Here is a 13,603-nt window from a genome sequence, read left to right on the forward strand (position 1 = left end):
CAGGTTTCATTTATATTTTTCATATCGTAATTATGTGTTTCTAAAATATATTTTTCAACAGATATAACACACTTATAAAGCATTGAAAATGGGTGTCTTTGTATTGCGTTAGTTTTTTATGTTTTCAAGTCAATGTGTTCTCTAGTTAAGAGCGATATTGTAACAAAACTTAGAACAAATGGAAAAGGTATTAGTTGTTGGCGCTTCAGGTTCCACAGGATATAAAATAGTAAACATATTAAAATCATCTCAACATTTCGAGCCTATTGCTATGGTTCGAAGTGAATCTCAACGTCTAAAATTTGAGGAAGAGGATGTTAAAACTATCTATGGTGATTTAGAAAAAGAGGTGTCGCATGCTATAATTGATATAGACAGAGTGATTTTTGCTGCTGGTTCAGGTGGTAAAAACGTACAAGCAGTAGATCGAGATGGTGCAAAGAAAATGATAAGTGCTTCAGGAAAAGCTAATGTCAAGAAATTTGTAATGTTGAGCTCTATGGGCGCAGACAAACCAGAACAAAGCGATGAGCTTCAAGACTATTTAAAAGCCAAGCATCAAGCCGATGAGTTTTTAAAAGATTCAGAATTAAATTTCACCATTGTTAGACCAGGAACACTTAATGATAACAAAGGGAAAGGGAAAATTGAATTAGCAAAATCTTTAGGTAAACGTGGTGAGATTAGTCGCGATGATGTGGCTGAAACTTTGGTAAATGCACTTTACGACAAAACCGCTCCGAAAGCTACGTTTGAAATCATTCAGGGTGAAACAGCTATTGGAGATGCCTTTGAAAATTTAGAACACAGTCAAACATCACATATAAAAACATCACATATTTTTAATTCTTAAAATTCTTATTATGATTAAACCAAGAACAGAAACACCAGATTTAACAATAGATTTAGTAAATGGAAAAACATGGACGCTTAGTGAGCAAAATCCAAAACACTTTACAATGATTGTAGTGTATAGAGGTAAGCACTGTCCGGTTTGTAAAAAATATTTAAAAACCATTAATAAACACATAAAAGATTTTGCAGATAAAGGCGTTAATGTAATTGCTATTAGTGCAAATACCAAGGAACTTGCAACAGAGTCTGTAAAGGAATGGGAAATTCCAAATGTACCAGTAGGATATAATTTTGGTATTGAAGAGGCTAGAAAATGGGGATTATATATTTCTAAAGGCATTAAAGAAGAACCTAAAGAATTTGTTGAACCGGGATTATACTTAATTCGTCCAGATAGAACGCTTTACGCATCATCAATTCAGACTATGCCATTTACAAGGCCAGGTATTGAAGACTTGCTAAAATCTTTAGATTTTGTAATCGATAAAGATTACCCAGCTCGAGGTGAAGCTTAGAACTATTAAGTGTCTAGTATTTAAATATGAAAATCCCCTAAAACATTATGGTTTAGGGGATTTATTAGTTTAAAAAACAATTATTTACATTCGTTTAGCTCAAATAGCTTTAAATTTCACGGTACTTTCACTTCAAATTTCACGATAAATTTTAGTTAGGCAAACCAAAAAAACAAAATTCAACTTTTATAGAAAAAGAGAGGAATCGTTTAGGATGCAATTGTTTAAAACATTAATAAGTATATTGAAAGTCTGCTATATGCAAAGATGTAACGTATTAATTAATCTAAGTGTCAAATCGAGCGGCGTCGAAGATTTTATATAATATTTTCGACTCCGCTCAAACTGTTAATAATAACTACTTACCAGTTAATATGGATATGCATAAATGCATTAAGAATTTTGAATAACAATAGATTTTATATTCACAAACTCTTTCATTCCAAAACCACCATGTTCTCTTCCAAATCCTGAATCTTTTACGCCTCCAAAAGGCATTTGTGGATCTGCAAGTCCGAAAGTATTTATAAAAACCATTCCGGTATCAAAGTGTTTTTCGGCTAATTTAATAGCGCGATCTATATCTTTTGAAAAGATTCCACCACCCAGTCCAAAACGACTATCATTTGCAATACGCATAGCATCGTCTTCATCTTTTGCTTTTATAAGGGCAGCTACAGGTCCAAAAAGTTCATCGTCATAGGCAGGTTGTCCTGGTTTTACATTTTCTAAAACGGTTGCTGGATAAAAATAGCCCTCACCAGATTTTGGTTTACCACCGCATAATACTTTTGCGCCTTTATTTACACTTTCAGTAAGCTGATCGTGTAATTTTTCACGTAAATCTTTTCTTGCCATTGGTCCTAAATCTGTATGCTCATCTTTTGGGTTTCCTAGTTTCAATTCAGACATAGCCTTTACAAATCCATCTTTAAATTTATCGTACACAGATTCGACTGCGATAAATCGTTTGGCAGCAATACAGGTTTCACCATTATTATATATTCTACCATTAACAGATTGTTCAATTGCATTTGCGATATCGGCATCTTCAAGAATTAAATAAGCATCATTACTTCCTAATTCTAAAACCGATTTTTTTAATTGTGCGCCTGCTTTTTCGCCTATACTTTTTCCTGCTTTTGGGCTTCCCGTCAAGGTAACTCCACGGACTAATTTATGTTTTATAATGGCATCCGATTGTTCGTGGTCTATTACCAATACAGTAAATAATCCCTCAGGTAATCCTGCTGCTTTAAAAATAGATTCTAATAATTTAGCTGTTCCCGTAACATTCGAGGCGTGTTTTAGTAAAATACTATTCCCAGACATTAAGTTAGTAATCGCATAACGAATCACTTGATAAGACGGATAATTCCAGGGTTGAATCCCGTAAATAATTCCGATAGGCGAGTAGGTTATAATCCCTTTTCCGCCGTTAGATAAATCGCGTTCTTCATTTTTAAGAACAGTTGCAGCATTTTCCGCACAGTAATTACAAATAGCTGTACACGTATCGACTTCTTGTCCGCTTTGAGTTAATAGTTTACCCATTTCGTCGGTCATGAGTTCAGACAATTCCGATTTGTAATTTTGTAATTCCTCTCCAATTGCTTGTATTACTTTAGCTCGCTCAGCATACGATTTAAAACGCCAATCTAAAAAAGCGTTATGAGATTTTTCAATCTTATGGTTTACTTCATCATCAGTCATATAAGTGTATGAAGATAAAGGTGTTCCGGTTGCTGGATTAATAGTATTAAATGTATCTTTTTTTGTTTTAGTTTCCATAATTTAATTGTTTTATTGTGTGTACGTGGTACATTCTAGTAGCCTCGTAACAGTAAAGGTAGGACTGTAAACACTCTAGTGTTTGCTCTAAAATCACAGATGTTAACCCAAATGCTTTAGCTCCTGAAATGTTTGAATAAATTACTTTAATATTGAATTATTAACCTTTAAAACATCATGAATACTAGTGATATATAAACCATAAAATATTCTCTATTTCATTATGCTGTTAGGTGTTTTTAAAGTTGTAACTTAAAAGTAAAAACTAGAATTATGAAAAATGCAGTTTATACCTTACTCATGCAAATACCATTAGGTTCCCAAAATCCCGACGATAATACTCCTGTGGATTTTTCAAATCCATTCAACATCATCGTATTTATCATCATCCCGATTATTGTGATTATATTATATATCTATTGGAAAAAGACTAAAAATAAAAAAGAGGAATAGTTTTTTCGAATTTGTATTATAAGTTTCGAGATGCTGAAATTGATAGTTTTTAAATAATATTTTGATGTAGGGTATGAAGTTTCAGAAGTTTATTCCATCAGGAAAAAGTAATGAGAGTCACAGCGTATATATAAATTAATCAATAAATCTCAGGGTGTATGTTACAAAATGTATTATTAGAACGCAAAATATATGCATCAGAAGAACACAAAATGATGCAACACATGATTCGAGATTTCATAAAAAATGAAATTCTCGATCATATAGAAGCATGGGAGAAAAACGGAATGGTTAGCCGCAAAATCTGGGAACGTGCTGGTGCATTGGGATTGCTTTGTATAGATATGCCTGAGGAATATGGCGGAAGTGGATTGGATTTTAGTTTCAATGCATTGTTTATTGAAGAACTGGCAAAAGAAGGTGTCTCAGGACCCGGTTTTTCTTTGCATTCAGATATAGTAGCGCCGTATCTTTTAAAGTATGGAACAGAAGCTCAGAAGCAGAAATATCTCCCAATAATGGCTACCGGAAAATTGATTACTTCTCTTGGTATGACAGAACCTAACTGCGGTAGTGATCTCAAAGCCATTACAACAAATGCAGTAGATAAAGGGGACTATTATCTGGTAAACGGACAGAAAACTTTTATTACAAATGGGTATATGAGCGATATGTCTATTGTAGCTGTAAAAACCAATATGGGAACAGAGAAAGAAGGTGTGTCTTTATTAATTATGGAAAGTGCTGCAGAAGGTTTTAATAAAGGTGTTCCCTTCAAAAAATTAGGAATGAAAGCTCAAGATACTTGCGAATTGTTTTTTGATAATGTAAAAGTACCCAAAGAAAATCTATTAGGAGAAGAAGGTTTAGGTTTTAAAATTATGATGACCGAACTCGCTAGAGAACGTTTAACAGTAGCACTTAATGCAATTGGTTCTGCAGAAGGTGCTATAGAAAAAACAATAGCGTATACTTCAACAAGAACTGCTTTTAAGAAACCCATTGCTGGATTTCAAAACACACAATTTAAACTTGCAGAATGTGCAACACAACTACAAATAAATCAATCCTTTTTAGATCGCTGTATCGTATTAATGGTGGAACATAAACTGACAGCCGAAAGTGCTTCTATGGCGAAATATTCTGCAACCGAAATGAACGGCAAAGTTATAGATGAATGTCTGCAATTGTTTGGCGGTTATGGTTATATGTGGGATTATCCAATTGCGCGTATGTACGCCGACAATAGAGTCGCTAGAATTTATGCAGGAACCAATGAAATTATGAAATTACTGATCGCTCGCGGTTTGTTTAAAGAATTGTTTCAGGCAATGAAGAAAGGAGTAAAATAAAATCTCTCTTTTGATTTAGACGTAATAAAAATATCGTTATTTTATATAAGTTCGGTTAGAAGAAAACTAATATTGTTATATATTGTTTACTTTCAGTTATCTAGTAAAATCATGAATAATCAATTAACCACTGATTACCGAGAATTCATGTATTTGAAATGCTGAAAAACTAACTAAAACTACCTCATTTATGTCAACCTTAGAGTCGAACACAGCTATTAATATGAAATTAATAATAGCTGGATTATTAATTTTTTTCGGCATTGTTTTCTTTGTCGATCTGCAGCCTGGAAAACCCGGAGTGACCTACACTGCAGCTATTGCATTTCTTATGGCTTTTTGGTGGGTTACAGAAGCCTTACCCATTGGAATTACATCTTTTCTACCCATTATTTTATTCCCTGCCCTTGGTGTTTTAGATGGTAAATATATTTCTGACGCCTATATAAATTACGTTATTTTTCTATTTATCGGAGGTTTTGTTATGGCTTTGGCTATGGAAAAATGGGATCTTCACAAGCGGATTGCCTTAAAAATATTATCGGTTGTTGGTGGAAGTCCGTTTCGTATTATGTTAGGATTTATGCTGGCATCCTCGTTTTTATCGATGTGGATGTCTAATACGGCAACTGCAATGATGATGCTTCCTATTGCATTTTCGGTAACTTCGGCATTGGAAGAAGTCTATGGAGAAGGTAAAATAAGTTCGTTTGCTGCTGGTTTACTTTTGTCTATCGCACATGCCTGTTCTATTGGGGGAATTGCAACTTTAGTAGGTACACCTCCTAATTTATCGTTTTTAAGAATTTTTGAAATCATTTATCCGAATGCTCCGGAAATTTCTTTCGGACAGTGGATTACTTTTGCATTTCCAATAACGGTAATGATATTTCTATTTTCGTTATTCCTGTTATACTTCACATACCGACCAAAAGGAGAGATTGAGAATTTAGATAAATCGTTTTTTAAAGATAAATATGATGCTCTAGGAGCCGTTAGTGCAGAGCAAAAACGGGTATTTATATTATTTGTGACTTTAGCACTTTTATGGGTATTCCGATCGGATCTTAATTTAGGATTTATAACCATTCCAGGGTGGAGTACGATATTTGAAAATCCTAAATTTTTGAATGATGGTACCGTAGCCATTTTTATAGCTATGTTATTATTTATTATCCCATCTACTAAAAAGAATGAAGCTTTAGTTGGTTGGAAAATTATGGTGAAACTACCTTGGCATATTGTGTTTTTATTCGGTGGTGGTTTTGCATTAGCAAAAGGGTTTATCGATTCCGGATTGTCTAATTACGTGGGTGGACTTTTAAGTGGGACAGGAGATATGACTCCAATAAATTTGGTAGGATCATTAACCGCATTAATGTCCATACTTACAGAATTTACGTCCAATACTGCAACTACAGAAATGCTACTGCCTATCGTTTCTGGTTTAGCATCTGAAATTAGAGTTAATCCGCTGCTAATAATGATTCCTGTAACACTGGCAGCTTCCATGGCATTTATGTTACCTATTGCAACGCCTCCAAATGCAATTGTATTTGGGACAGGAAAATTAAAAATGATTCAAATGATAAAAACCGGCCTAATTATAGACATTTTTGCAACGATTATTATTGTATTAATGACAATGTTTTGGGGAACTATTATATTCGATATCGACCCAAGTGTGTTTCCAGATTGGGCAGAACAATCGGCTGAATTGATTAAACATTAAAAAAGCAGACCAAACCTTCTTCTGGAGTACTGAATTGATTGTCTACTTATTTGATTGATTTTAATGCGAGATGATTTTTAATAGAAATAAAAAAACCTGTCTTATTCCAAGCGAATAAAACAGGTTTTTTATGTTAAATGAAAATACTCTATCTCATTTTAGTTTTAAATTTTTGTCCACCAACAGAAGCTTCATACATTAAGCCACCTTTTGCTACAGTAAAAATCAATATACCATCTCTATAATCTACATCAAATGAGGCGCCAGATTTTAAAGCAACTGCTGTTGCTTGTGCCGAAAATTCAAATTTATCTCCAGTAAAGCGTTCGAAAGATTCTTTACTTTCAAAAAATATGATTTCAGAATATGATTGTCCTCCAGCCTGAAATCCAATTGTAAGCTGAGACATTTTACAATCTCCTACAATAGCACCTCCTTTATAAATAGTTCCGTTACCTGTTGCTCCGCCAATACCTAATCCTCCTTTTCCAATCGAAGGAAATACAGCGTAACCATAGGCACTTGAGAAATACTTATCAATCTTTTCATTTGTTTTTTTAAATTCTTTAATGGCTTCGGCAGATTTATCCGAAACATTCTTTTGTGCATAAGAAGTAAAAGAAATCGCTATTAATAATAGCACTGTAAACGTGAATTTTGTTTTCATTATATTTTAGTTAGTTAATTAATAATTGTTTTTTTACAAGCTTCATTTTAATTATAAATGAGGTTGAAAGAGCTAATTTATAATTATTTAAGGTTTAAAACATTGTTTTAGTGTTCAAAATTATGTTTTTATTGACAATTACGAGCTCTTATTAAGAAACTAATAATAGAAGTGTGTGCTTAATTTTAAAGATTTGATAGATTAAATCCGGTAAAGTGTTTTTTCTGTAAACATTTTGCTCTACCGAATTACAAAGATTTCCTGCATAATAGCATGTGTTATGTGAGGCTAATCGGAGAGAAGTAGAGTATTATATTAGAATAGCTTTTTAAATGATTAATAATTCATCTATCTTATTAAAATAAAAGATCAGTTTTAAGTTATAATATTTCTAATGATTTGTATTTTTCAGAAAAAATAAGAGTTAAGATGGGCAAAGAAAAATTTATGCAGGAAGCTGTGAATGCGGCTTTAAAAGGAATGAATAACAATGAGGGTGGACCGTTTGGTTGTGTAGTTGTTAAAGACGGAAAAATTATTGGACGTGGAAATAATAAAGTTACATCTACCAACGATCCAACTGCTCATGCAGAAGTTACAGCGATTCGAGATGCTTGTAAAAACCTAAATACGTTTCAATTAGATGGTTGCGAAATTTACACATCATGCGAACCTTGCCCTATGTGTTTAGGTGCTATTTATTGGGCGCGCCCAGATAAAGTGTATTATGGAAGTAATCAGGAAGATGCTGCGAATATTGGTTTTGATGATGCATTTATATACAAAGAAATTCCGTTGCCTTACGAAAAACGAAGTATTCCTTTTCAGCAATTAGCTCGCGAAATTGCTTTAGCGCCTTTCCAGGAATGGAGTAAAAAAGGAGATAAAACGCTGTATTAAGCTAATACCTTATGTTTTATTTAGAGACTTTCTTGGGTTTTAGTAATTGAGATTCATTTTTAATATTTTTAGAAATGCAAGATCAATTCTAATTATAAAAAGTACGCCTAAGGTGTATGCAATTAAGTCGCCAAAACTAAAGGTGTTTCCAAAAACAATGCGAGCCATTCTGTTTTCAGATAAACCGATTACTTCTAAAAAAGGAGTGAGTTGTAGGGTTTCAATCATAAAAGAAAATACTAAAACTCCAATGCCTACTGTTATAGGTTCAATATGGAATACAGATTTTACTAAAACGTAAACGCCTATTATAGCTAAAAAATCTCCAAATGTATGACGGATAAATCCGGAAGTTGTAGCAATTAATAGTTCTGTACAAAGTAGTCATACAAATGCGATAAAATATTTAAGGTTGAATGCCATTAGCGTCTTTTTAGTGCTTTGAGATCTAGATTTAAAACAATTAAAAAAGTATCAAGCCTTATAAAAACTTGATACTTTTTTTGTGACTATTATTCTCCGTTTTGCCAATCTATTTTTCTTGATGCGTACATAACAGCAGCTAAAATGACAAACAAACCAATACTCCCAACTAATAAAGCGTAGCTCTCTAACTGTATAATTACAAATATAAAAGTGTATAATATGGTTAGTGAAAGCCCAATAAACAGTGGGAATTTTATATTCTTTAAAATGGATTTAGAATACAGCGTAATCAGTACAATAACAGATGCACCAGCAATTACATACGCTTTTAAATAACTACTATGTTCCGAAATAGAAATCAGTAAGGTATAAAACATGGTTAATGCAATACCAATCATTAAATACTGAAAGGGATGAATATTAATTTTGCTCATAGTTTGTATTAAAAAGAAGATTAAAAAGGTTAATCCAATCACTAAAAAGCCATATTTCGCAGAGCGTTCACTTTTCTGATATTCGTCTACAGGAATCATAAAATTAACCCCAAAAGCATATGGTTTCAAATCTGGAAGTCCGTTAAAAGATTCCTGAGAAAATGGACGGTTTATATCTAATACTTTCCATTTGGCATTAAAACCATCGGTAGATATTTTATCAGAATTCTGAGGTAAATATTCCCCTAAAAAATTAGCTGTTTTCCAATCAGACTGAATATTTACATTGGTTTCTTTCCCAACAGGAATAAAACGTATTTGTTTACTTCCGTTTATATTTATGTTCAGATTAAAACTTACATCATTTTTAATGGGTAAATCTGTTTCTTTTAGCGATTTACTTTCTAATTTATGTAATCTTATATCGTCTAAATAACCAGTGTTTTCTTCCTGATATTTAGATTCTAACGTGTATTTACTTTCATTAAATGTAATTTCAACTAAACTGTTAACTCCTTTTAAATTAGAGGTTTCGATAATCAATTTTGCCTTATCCCATAAAATGTCTTCGTCTTTAATATCTTGTTCACTAAAATCAGGTTTAGTAAAACTACCCGCAAGATCAATATTACTTTTATATACAGCTGTTTTATAAATGCCTCGTTGTTTTTCTTCCGGATTTATGGTTGATGTAATGTCTAGTTTATTCGGAAAAAAATAGGCGTAATCCGTAGAGGCGTAGCTTTCCTTTTTACTCTTTTTAGTGGTTTCATCATAAATTTCTTTGATATGATGTATTCTATAAGGCACCTTCAAAATGGGACCATATAATAAAACTTCATTTCCCCATTTTTGATTAATTTCATTAACAACCTCTTCTTGTCTATCCATTCTCTCATGGATTAGACTTTTTATAAACGAAAGCGGAATGAGTAGTATAGATGTTAATAGTCCCACCATTAACATTCTTGCGGTAATCGAAGTCTTTACCCATTTTCCAATTCTACTCGGTTGCTGATTTTGTTTTTCCATTTTTATAGTTTTAAATTTTAATGTTTATATTTTTAAAAGAACTTTGAAATTCAAAGTAAATAGGTAAATAAAAAAAGCTAAGTGTTTTTAATTAGCTTTTCTAAGGCATTAATATGCTTCTTAAACTCTTCTTTTCCTAGGGGAGTAGCAAGATATCTCGTGTTTGGTTTTCTTCCAATAAATTGTTTTTCAACGGTAATAAATTCTTCTTTTTCTAAAGCTTTTGCATGGCTAGCCAAGTTACCATCAGTACAGCCTAATAATTCTTTAAGCGTTTTAAAATCGGCATAGTCGTTTACCATTAAAACCGACATAATTCCTAGTCGAATTCTATGATCTAAAGTCTTATTTATGTTTAAAATAATGTTTTTCAAAATCAGTCGATTACTTTATAAAATGGCACTTATTTTCTTTCGTATTTATAGTACATCAAAATACCATAAATAATATGCATAAACCCAAAACCAATCACCCAAAACCAAAACCCTAATCCGGGAAAGAATGCACTAGTTAAGCCTAGACTAATTTCTATTAAACCTAAATATTTTATATAACCTAAAGTATGTTTAGAGGCATTGTATAACGCTAAACCATAAAAAATAAGCATTAAGCCACCAGATTGACCGTATTTTCCTTGACTTAAAATTATTAAGATGTATAAACCTCCTGCAACAAGTGGAATTAAGAAACTCGCTAACAAATTTTTAGTCGTTGTGTTCCAGTAAGACTCTTTGTTTTTATTCGCTCTTTTTGTGGTTAAGAAAATAGAAGTTCCTACACTTAATACCAATACAATAAGTAGGTCTAATAAAACCAATCTAAAGACTTTTCCATCTAACATCAATGTGCCATAAGAAAAAGAGTGTACTAACCAATAGGCGTAACCTGCACCAATTAAAGCATAAATACCTGCTATAATACCCGATATACCACTCAATGAAATAAATCGTGACGATTTTGTCATTAAGCTTTTAATTTCCGAAATGTCGTTTAAATACTTTTCTGTGCTCATGTGTAAAGAACTTTGAATCGCAAAGTAAATAAATATAAATGTATTGTACAACTAAATTTTGAAAGTATTTAAATATTGTCCAAAGCATTGATTCACAATAAATAAAGGAGTAATAAGGTTTTAAAAGTGCAGAGTTCATCTTTTCAATTTTAATACGACGTTAAAAAGGTCTGTGTTTTCAATAGACTATTGCATCAACCAAAATCATTTAGCATCTTTGTATGATGCATCCATCAATAGTGTCACATATCCGTCAGCATATCCATCCGAATACCGAGGATATTCAGATATTCCTTTCAACTTTAAACGAAGTATCGATTTCTAAGGGCGCATTCCTCTTAAAACCAGGCACAGCCGTTATGCATGAATACTTCGTGGTAAAAGGGTGTTTAAAAGCCTATTATATGGATGCAAAAGGCAGTAAACACATTCTTCAATTTGCTATAGAAAACTGGTGGATTGGCGATTTCGAAGCCTTTTATAATCAGGGGCATTCTAATTTATATATAGAAGCTATTGAAGACGCTCAGTTATTAGCTGTAAATCATGATAAACTTCAGAACGTATACGAAGACGCTCCGATTTTCGAACGTTACTTCAGAATATTAATTACTAAAGCATTTATCTCTCAGCAGAAAAGAATCTTATCTACGCAAGAAAAAAACACTCAAGAACGTTATATAGAATTTTGTAGTTCCTACCCGACTATAGAGCACAGAATTGCCAATTACGACGTTGCCAATTACCTTGGTGTATCTCCTGAAAATTTAAGTCGTGTTCGGAAAACCATGAAAGGTTAAAACTATCTTAATTGATATAGGTCAATGATATTGGATACTGTGAATTGTAAATTTGATTATAGTAAAATTTATAAAAATCACAGCAATGAGCAAGCAACATTTATTGACCCCATATAACAAGAATATTACACTTAAGAATAGAGTCGTTATGGCACCGATGACACGTAGTCGTGCCGATAATGATGCTAAAGTAGCGACGGACGAATTACAAGGTTTGTATTACGAACAACGTGCTTCTGCAGGTTTAATTATTACCGAAGGATCGCAAGTTTCGGCAGAGGCTGTAGGATATATTAATACGCCTGGAATTTATACAGACGCTCAAGTTGAAGCTTGGAAAAATGTAACCAAACGCGTTCACGATAAAGCGGGTACTATTTTTATCCAATTGTGGCATGTAGGGCGTATTTCGCATCCCGATTTTCATAATGGAGAATTACCTGTATCAGCTTCAGCTATAAACCCAAATGCAAAATCGTTTACACCTGAAGGATTCAAAGATACGGTTACGCCAAAAGCTTTGACTGTTGAAGATATTAAAAGAACAGTTAAGGACTTTCAAAACGCAGCAGCAAATGCTGTAAAAGCAGGTTTCGATGGTGTAGAAATTCATTCCTCTAATGGGTATTTATTTCAACAATTTTTTAACGGTTGTTCTAATTCGAGAACAGATGAATATGGAGGATCTATTGAAAACAGAACACGTTTCTTTTTTGAAGTTTTAGAAGCGATAAAAGAAGTGATGCCGCAGGAAAATATTGGAGTACGTTTTAATCCGTCGTTAAACGGCTTATTTGGAATTACAGTAGACGAAGAAACTATTCCAACATTCGAGTTCATAATAAAGAAACTAAACGATTATAATTTAGCGTATGTACACTTATCTGAACCTTTCACAGATGTGTCTGATGTGCCATTTGCCGTAACAGAAATCGCTAAACATTTCCGTCCGTTATATAATGGCACTTTAATGATTAACAATGCATTCGATCAAGAAAAAGGAAACAAAGTACTTGATGATGGCGATGCAGATTTAGTCGCTTACGGAAAGTTATTTATCTCGAATCCAGATTTAGTAGAACGTTTTGAAAACAATTTGGATTTAGCAGAATGGGATGAAAAAACGTTTTATGTCCCAGGAGCAAAAGGATATACAGATTATCCTAAAGCTTCAAAATAGTTTAAGTTTAATTTAAAACATAAACATTATGAAATTTACAAGAAAAGCAAATGCAGAATGGAAAGGTAGTGGTAAAGACGGACAAGGTTTTATAACTACAGGAAGTAAAGTTCTAGATAAAACACAATATTCTTTTCACACACGTTTTGAAGATGGAAAGAAAGGCACAAATCCTGAAGAATTAATAGGCGCCGCTCATGCCGGTTGTTTTGCGATGCAACTAAGCTTCTTATTAAACGAAGCCGATTATACCGCAACATCTTTAGACGTAGACGCTACTGTTAATTTTGAAGATGGCGCCATTACTAAAATCATTTTAAATTTAGAAGGTGATGTGGCAGGAATTGACGCAGAGCAGTTTCAGCAAATCGCACATAAAGCGAAAGAAGTTTGTCCTATCTCAAAACTATTAAATACAGAAATTGAATTAAAAGTAACCCTTAAAAACGCATAA

Annotated in this window: 15 protein-coding genes; 9 read left to right on the forward strand and 6 right to left on the reverse strand. The window is 32.9% G+C overall.

Annotated features, from left to right (window positions below):
• The first annotated feature begins 178 nt into the window (after positions 1 to 178).
• Positions 179 to 853, forward strand: coding sequence for an SDR family oxidoreductase (locus R6X41_RS06880; protein ID WP_318498701.1), 675 nt, complete (start codon positions 179 to 181; stop codon positions 851 to 853).
• Positions 854 to 863: 10 nt separating this feature from the next.
• Positions 864 to 1,370 (forward strand): peroxiredoxin-like family protein, encoded by a 507-nt coding sequence (locus R6X41_RS06885; protein WP_318498703.1) that lies wholly within the window; start codon positions 864 to 866, stop codon positions 1,368 to 1,370.
• Between the two features lie 393 nt (positions 1,371 to 1,763).
• Here R6X41_RS06885 and R6X41_RS06890 read toward each other — a convergent pair whose 3' ends face one another.
• Positions 1,764 to 3,161: an NAD-dependent succinate-semialdehyde dehydrogenase gene (locus R6X41_RS06890; protein WP_318498705.1), complete on the reverse strand. Its 1,398-nt coding sequence runs from the start codon at positions 3,159 to 3,161 to the stop codon at positions 1,764 to 1,766.
• 273 nt (positions 3,162 to 3,434) lie between these two features.
• On the opposite strand from R6X41_RS06890, the gene R6X41_RS06895 reads away from it, so the two are divergent.
• From R6X41_RS06895 to R6X41_RS06905, 3 genes are all read left to right on the forward strand, one after another.
• Positions 3,435 to 3,614 (forward strand): adenylosuccinate synthetase, encoded by a 180-nt coding sequence (locus tag R6X41_RS06895; protein WP_318498707.1) that lies wholly within the window; start codon positions 3,435 to 3,437, stop codon positions 3,612 to 3,614.
• Positions 3,615 to 3,772: 158 nt separating this feature from the next.
• The gene (locus R6X41_RS06900) at positions 3,773 to 4,966 is read left to right on the forward strand and encodes an acyl-CoA dehydrogenase family protein (protein WP_318498708.1); all 1,194 of its coding nucleotides are present in this window, start codon (positions 3,773 to 3,775) and stop codon (positions 4,964 to 4,966) included.
• Positions 4,967 to 5,189: 223 nt separating this feature from the next.
• Positions 5,190 to 6,698, forward strand: coding sequence for an SLC13 family permease (locus R6X41_RS06905; RefSeq protein WP_318498710.1), 1,509 nt, complete (start codon positions 5,190 to 5,192; stop codon positions 6,696 to 6,698).
• Positions 6,699 to 6,846: 148 nt separating this feature from the next.
• On the opposite strand, the gene R6X41_RS06910 is transcribed toward R6X41_RS06905, so the two are convergent.
• Positions 6,847 to 7,365 carry a lipid-binding SYLF domain-containing protein gene (locus R6X41_RS06910; protein WP_318498712.1) on the reverse strand — a complete coding sequence of 173 codons (519 nt, stop codon included), beginning with the start codon at positions 7,363 to 7,365 and terminating at the stop codon, positions 6,847 to 6,849.
• A gap of 429 nt (positions 7,366 to 7,794) precedes the next feature.
• Here R6X41_RS06910 and R6X41_RS06915 point away from each other — a divergent pair, with 429 nt between their 5' ends.
• On the forward strand, positions 7,795 to 8,265 hold the full coding sequence (locus tag R6X41_RS06915; RefSeq protein WP_318498714.1) for a nucleoside deaminase: 471 nt from the start codon (positions 7,795 to 7,797) through the stop codon (positions 8,263 to 8,265).
• Positions 8,266 to 8,304: 39 nt separating this feature from the next.
• On the opposite strand, the gene R6X41_RS19760 is transcribed toward R6X41_RS06915, so the two are convergent.
• The 4 genes from R6X41_RS19760 to R6X41_RS06935 all read right to left on the reverse strand — a co-directional run bounded on the left by R6X41_RS19760 (position 8,305) and on the right by R6X41_RS06935 (position 11,169).
• Positions 8,305 to 8,628 (reverse strand): ribosomal maturation YjgA family protein, encoded by a 324-nt coding sequence (locus tag R6X41_RS19760; RefSeq protein WP_412176258.1) that lies wholly within the window; start codon positions 8,626 to 8,628, stop codon positions 8,305 to 8,307.
• 149 nt (positions 8,629 to 8,777) lie between these two features.
• Positions 8,778 to 10,157 (reverse strand): cell envelope integrity protein CreD, encoded by a 1,380-nt coding sequence (gene creD, locus R6X41_RS06925; RefSeq protein WP_318498717.1) that lies wholly within the window; start codon positions 10,155 to 10,157, stop codon positions 8,778 to 8,780.
• Positions 10,158 to 10,234: 77 nt separating this feature from the next.
• The gene (locus tag R6X41_RS06930; protein ID WP_318498718.1) at positions 10,235 to 10,531 is read right to left on the reverse strand and encodes a winged helix-turn-helix domain-containing protein; all 297 of its coding nucleotides are present in this window, start codon (positions 10,529 to 10,531) and stop codon (positions 10,235 to 10,237) included.
• Positions 10,532 to 10,560: 29 nt separating this feature from the next.
• Positions 10,561 to 11,169 (reverse strand): hypothetical protein, encoded by a 609-nt coding sequence (locus R6X41_RS06935; protein WP_318498720.1) that lies wholly within the window; start codon positions 11,167 to 11,169, stop codon positions 10,561 to 10,563.
• A 221-nt stretch (positions 11,170 to 11,390) separates the two neighbouring features.
• Here R6X41_RS06935 and R6X41_RS06940 point away from each other — a divergent pair, with 221 nt between their 5' ends.
• The 3 genes from R6X41_RS06940 to R6X41_RS06950 all read left to right on the forward strand — a co-directional run bounded on the left by R6X41_RS06940 (position 11,391) and on the right by R6X41_RS06950 (position 13,603).
• Positions 11,391 to 11,969 carry a Crp/Fnr family transcriptional regulator gene (locus R6X41_RS06940; RefSeq protein ID WP_318498722.1) on the forward strand — a complete coding sequence of 193 codons (579 nt, stop codon included), beginning with the start codon at positions 11,391 to 11,393 and terminating at the stop codon, positions 11,967 to 11,969.
• 85 nt (positions 11,970 to 12,054) lie between these two features.
• Entirely contained in the window at positions 12,055 to 13,149 is a 1,095-nt protein-coding gene (locus R6X41_RS06945; protein ID WP_318498724.1) for an alkene reductase, read from the forward strand.
• Between the two features lie 28 nt (positions 13,150 to 13,177).
• Entirely contained in the window at positions 13,178 to 13,603 is a 426-nt protein-coding gene (locus R6X41_RS06950; RefSeq protein WP_318498726.1) for an OsmC family protein, read from the forward strand.

Origin of the sequence: Formosa sejongensis, assembly GCF_033447105.1 — a bacterium.
Lineage (GTDB): Bacteria > Bacteroidota > Bacteroidia > Flavobacteriales > Flavobacteriaceae > Formosa.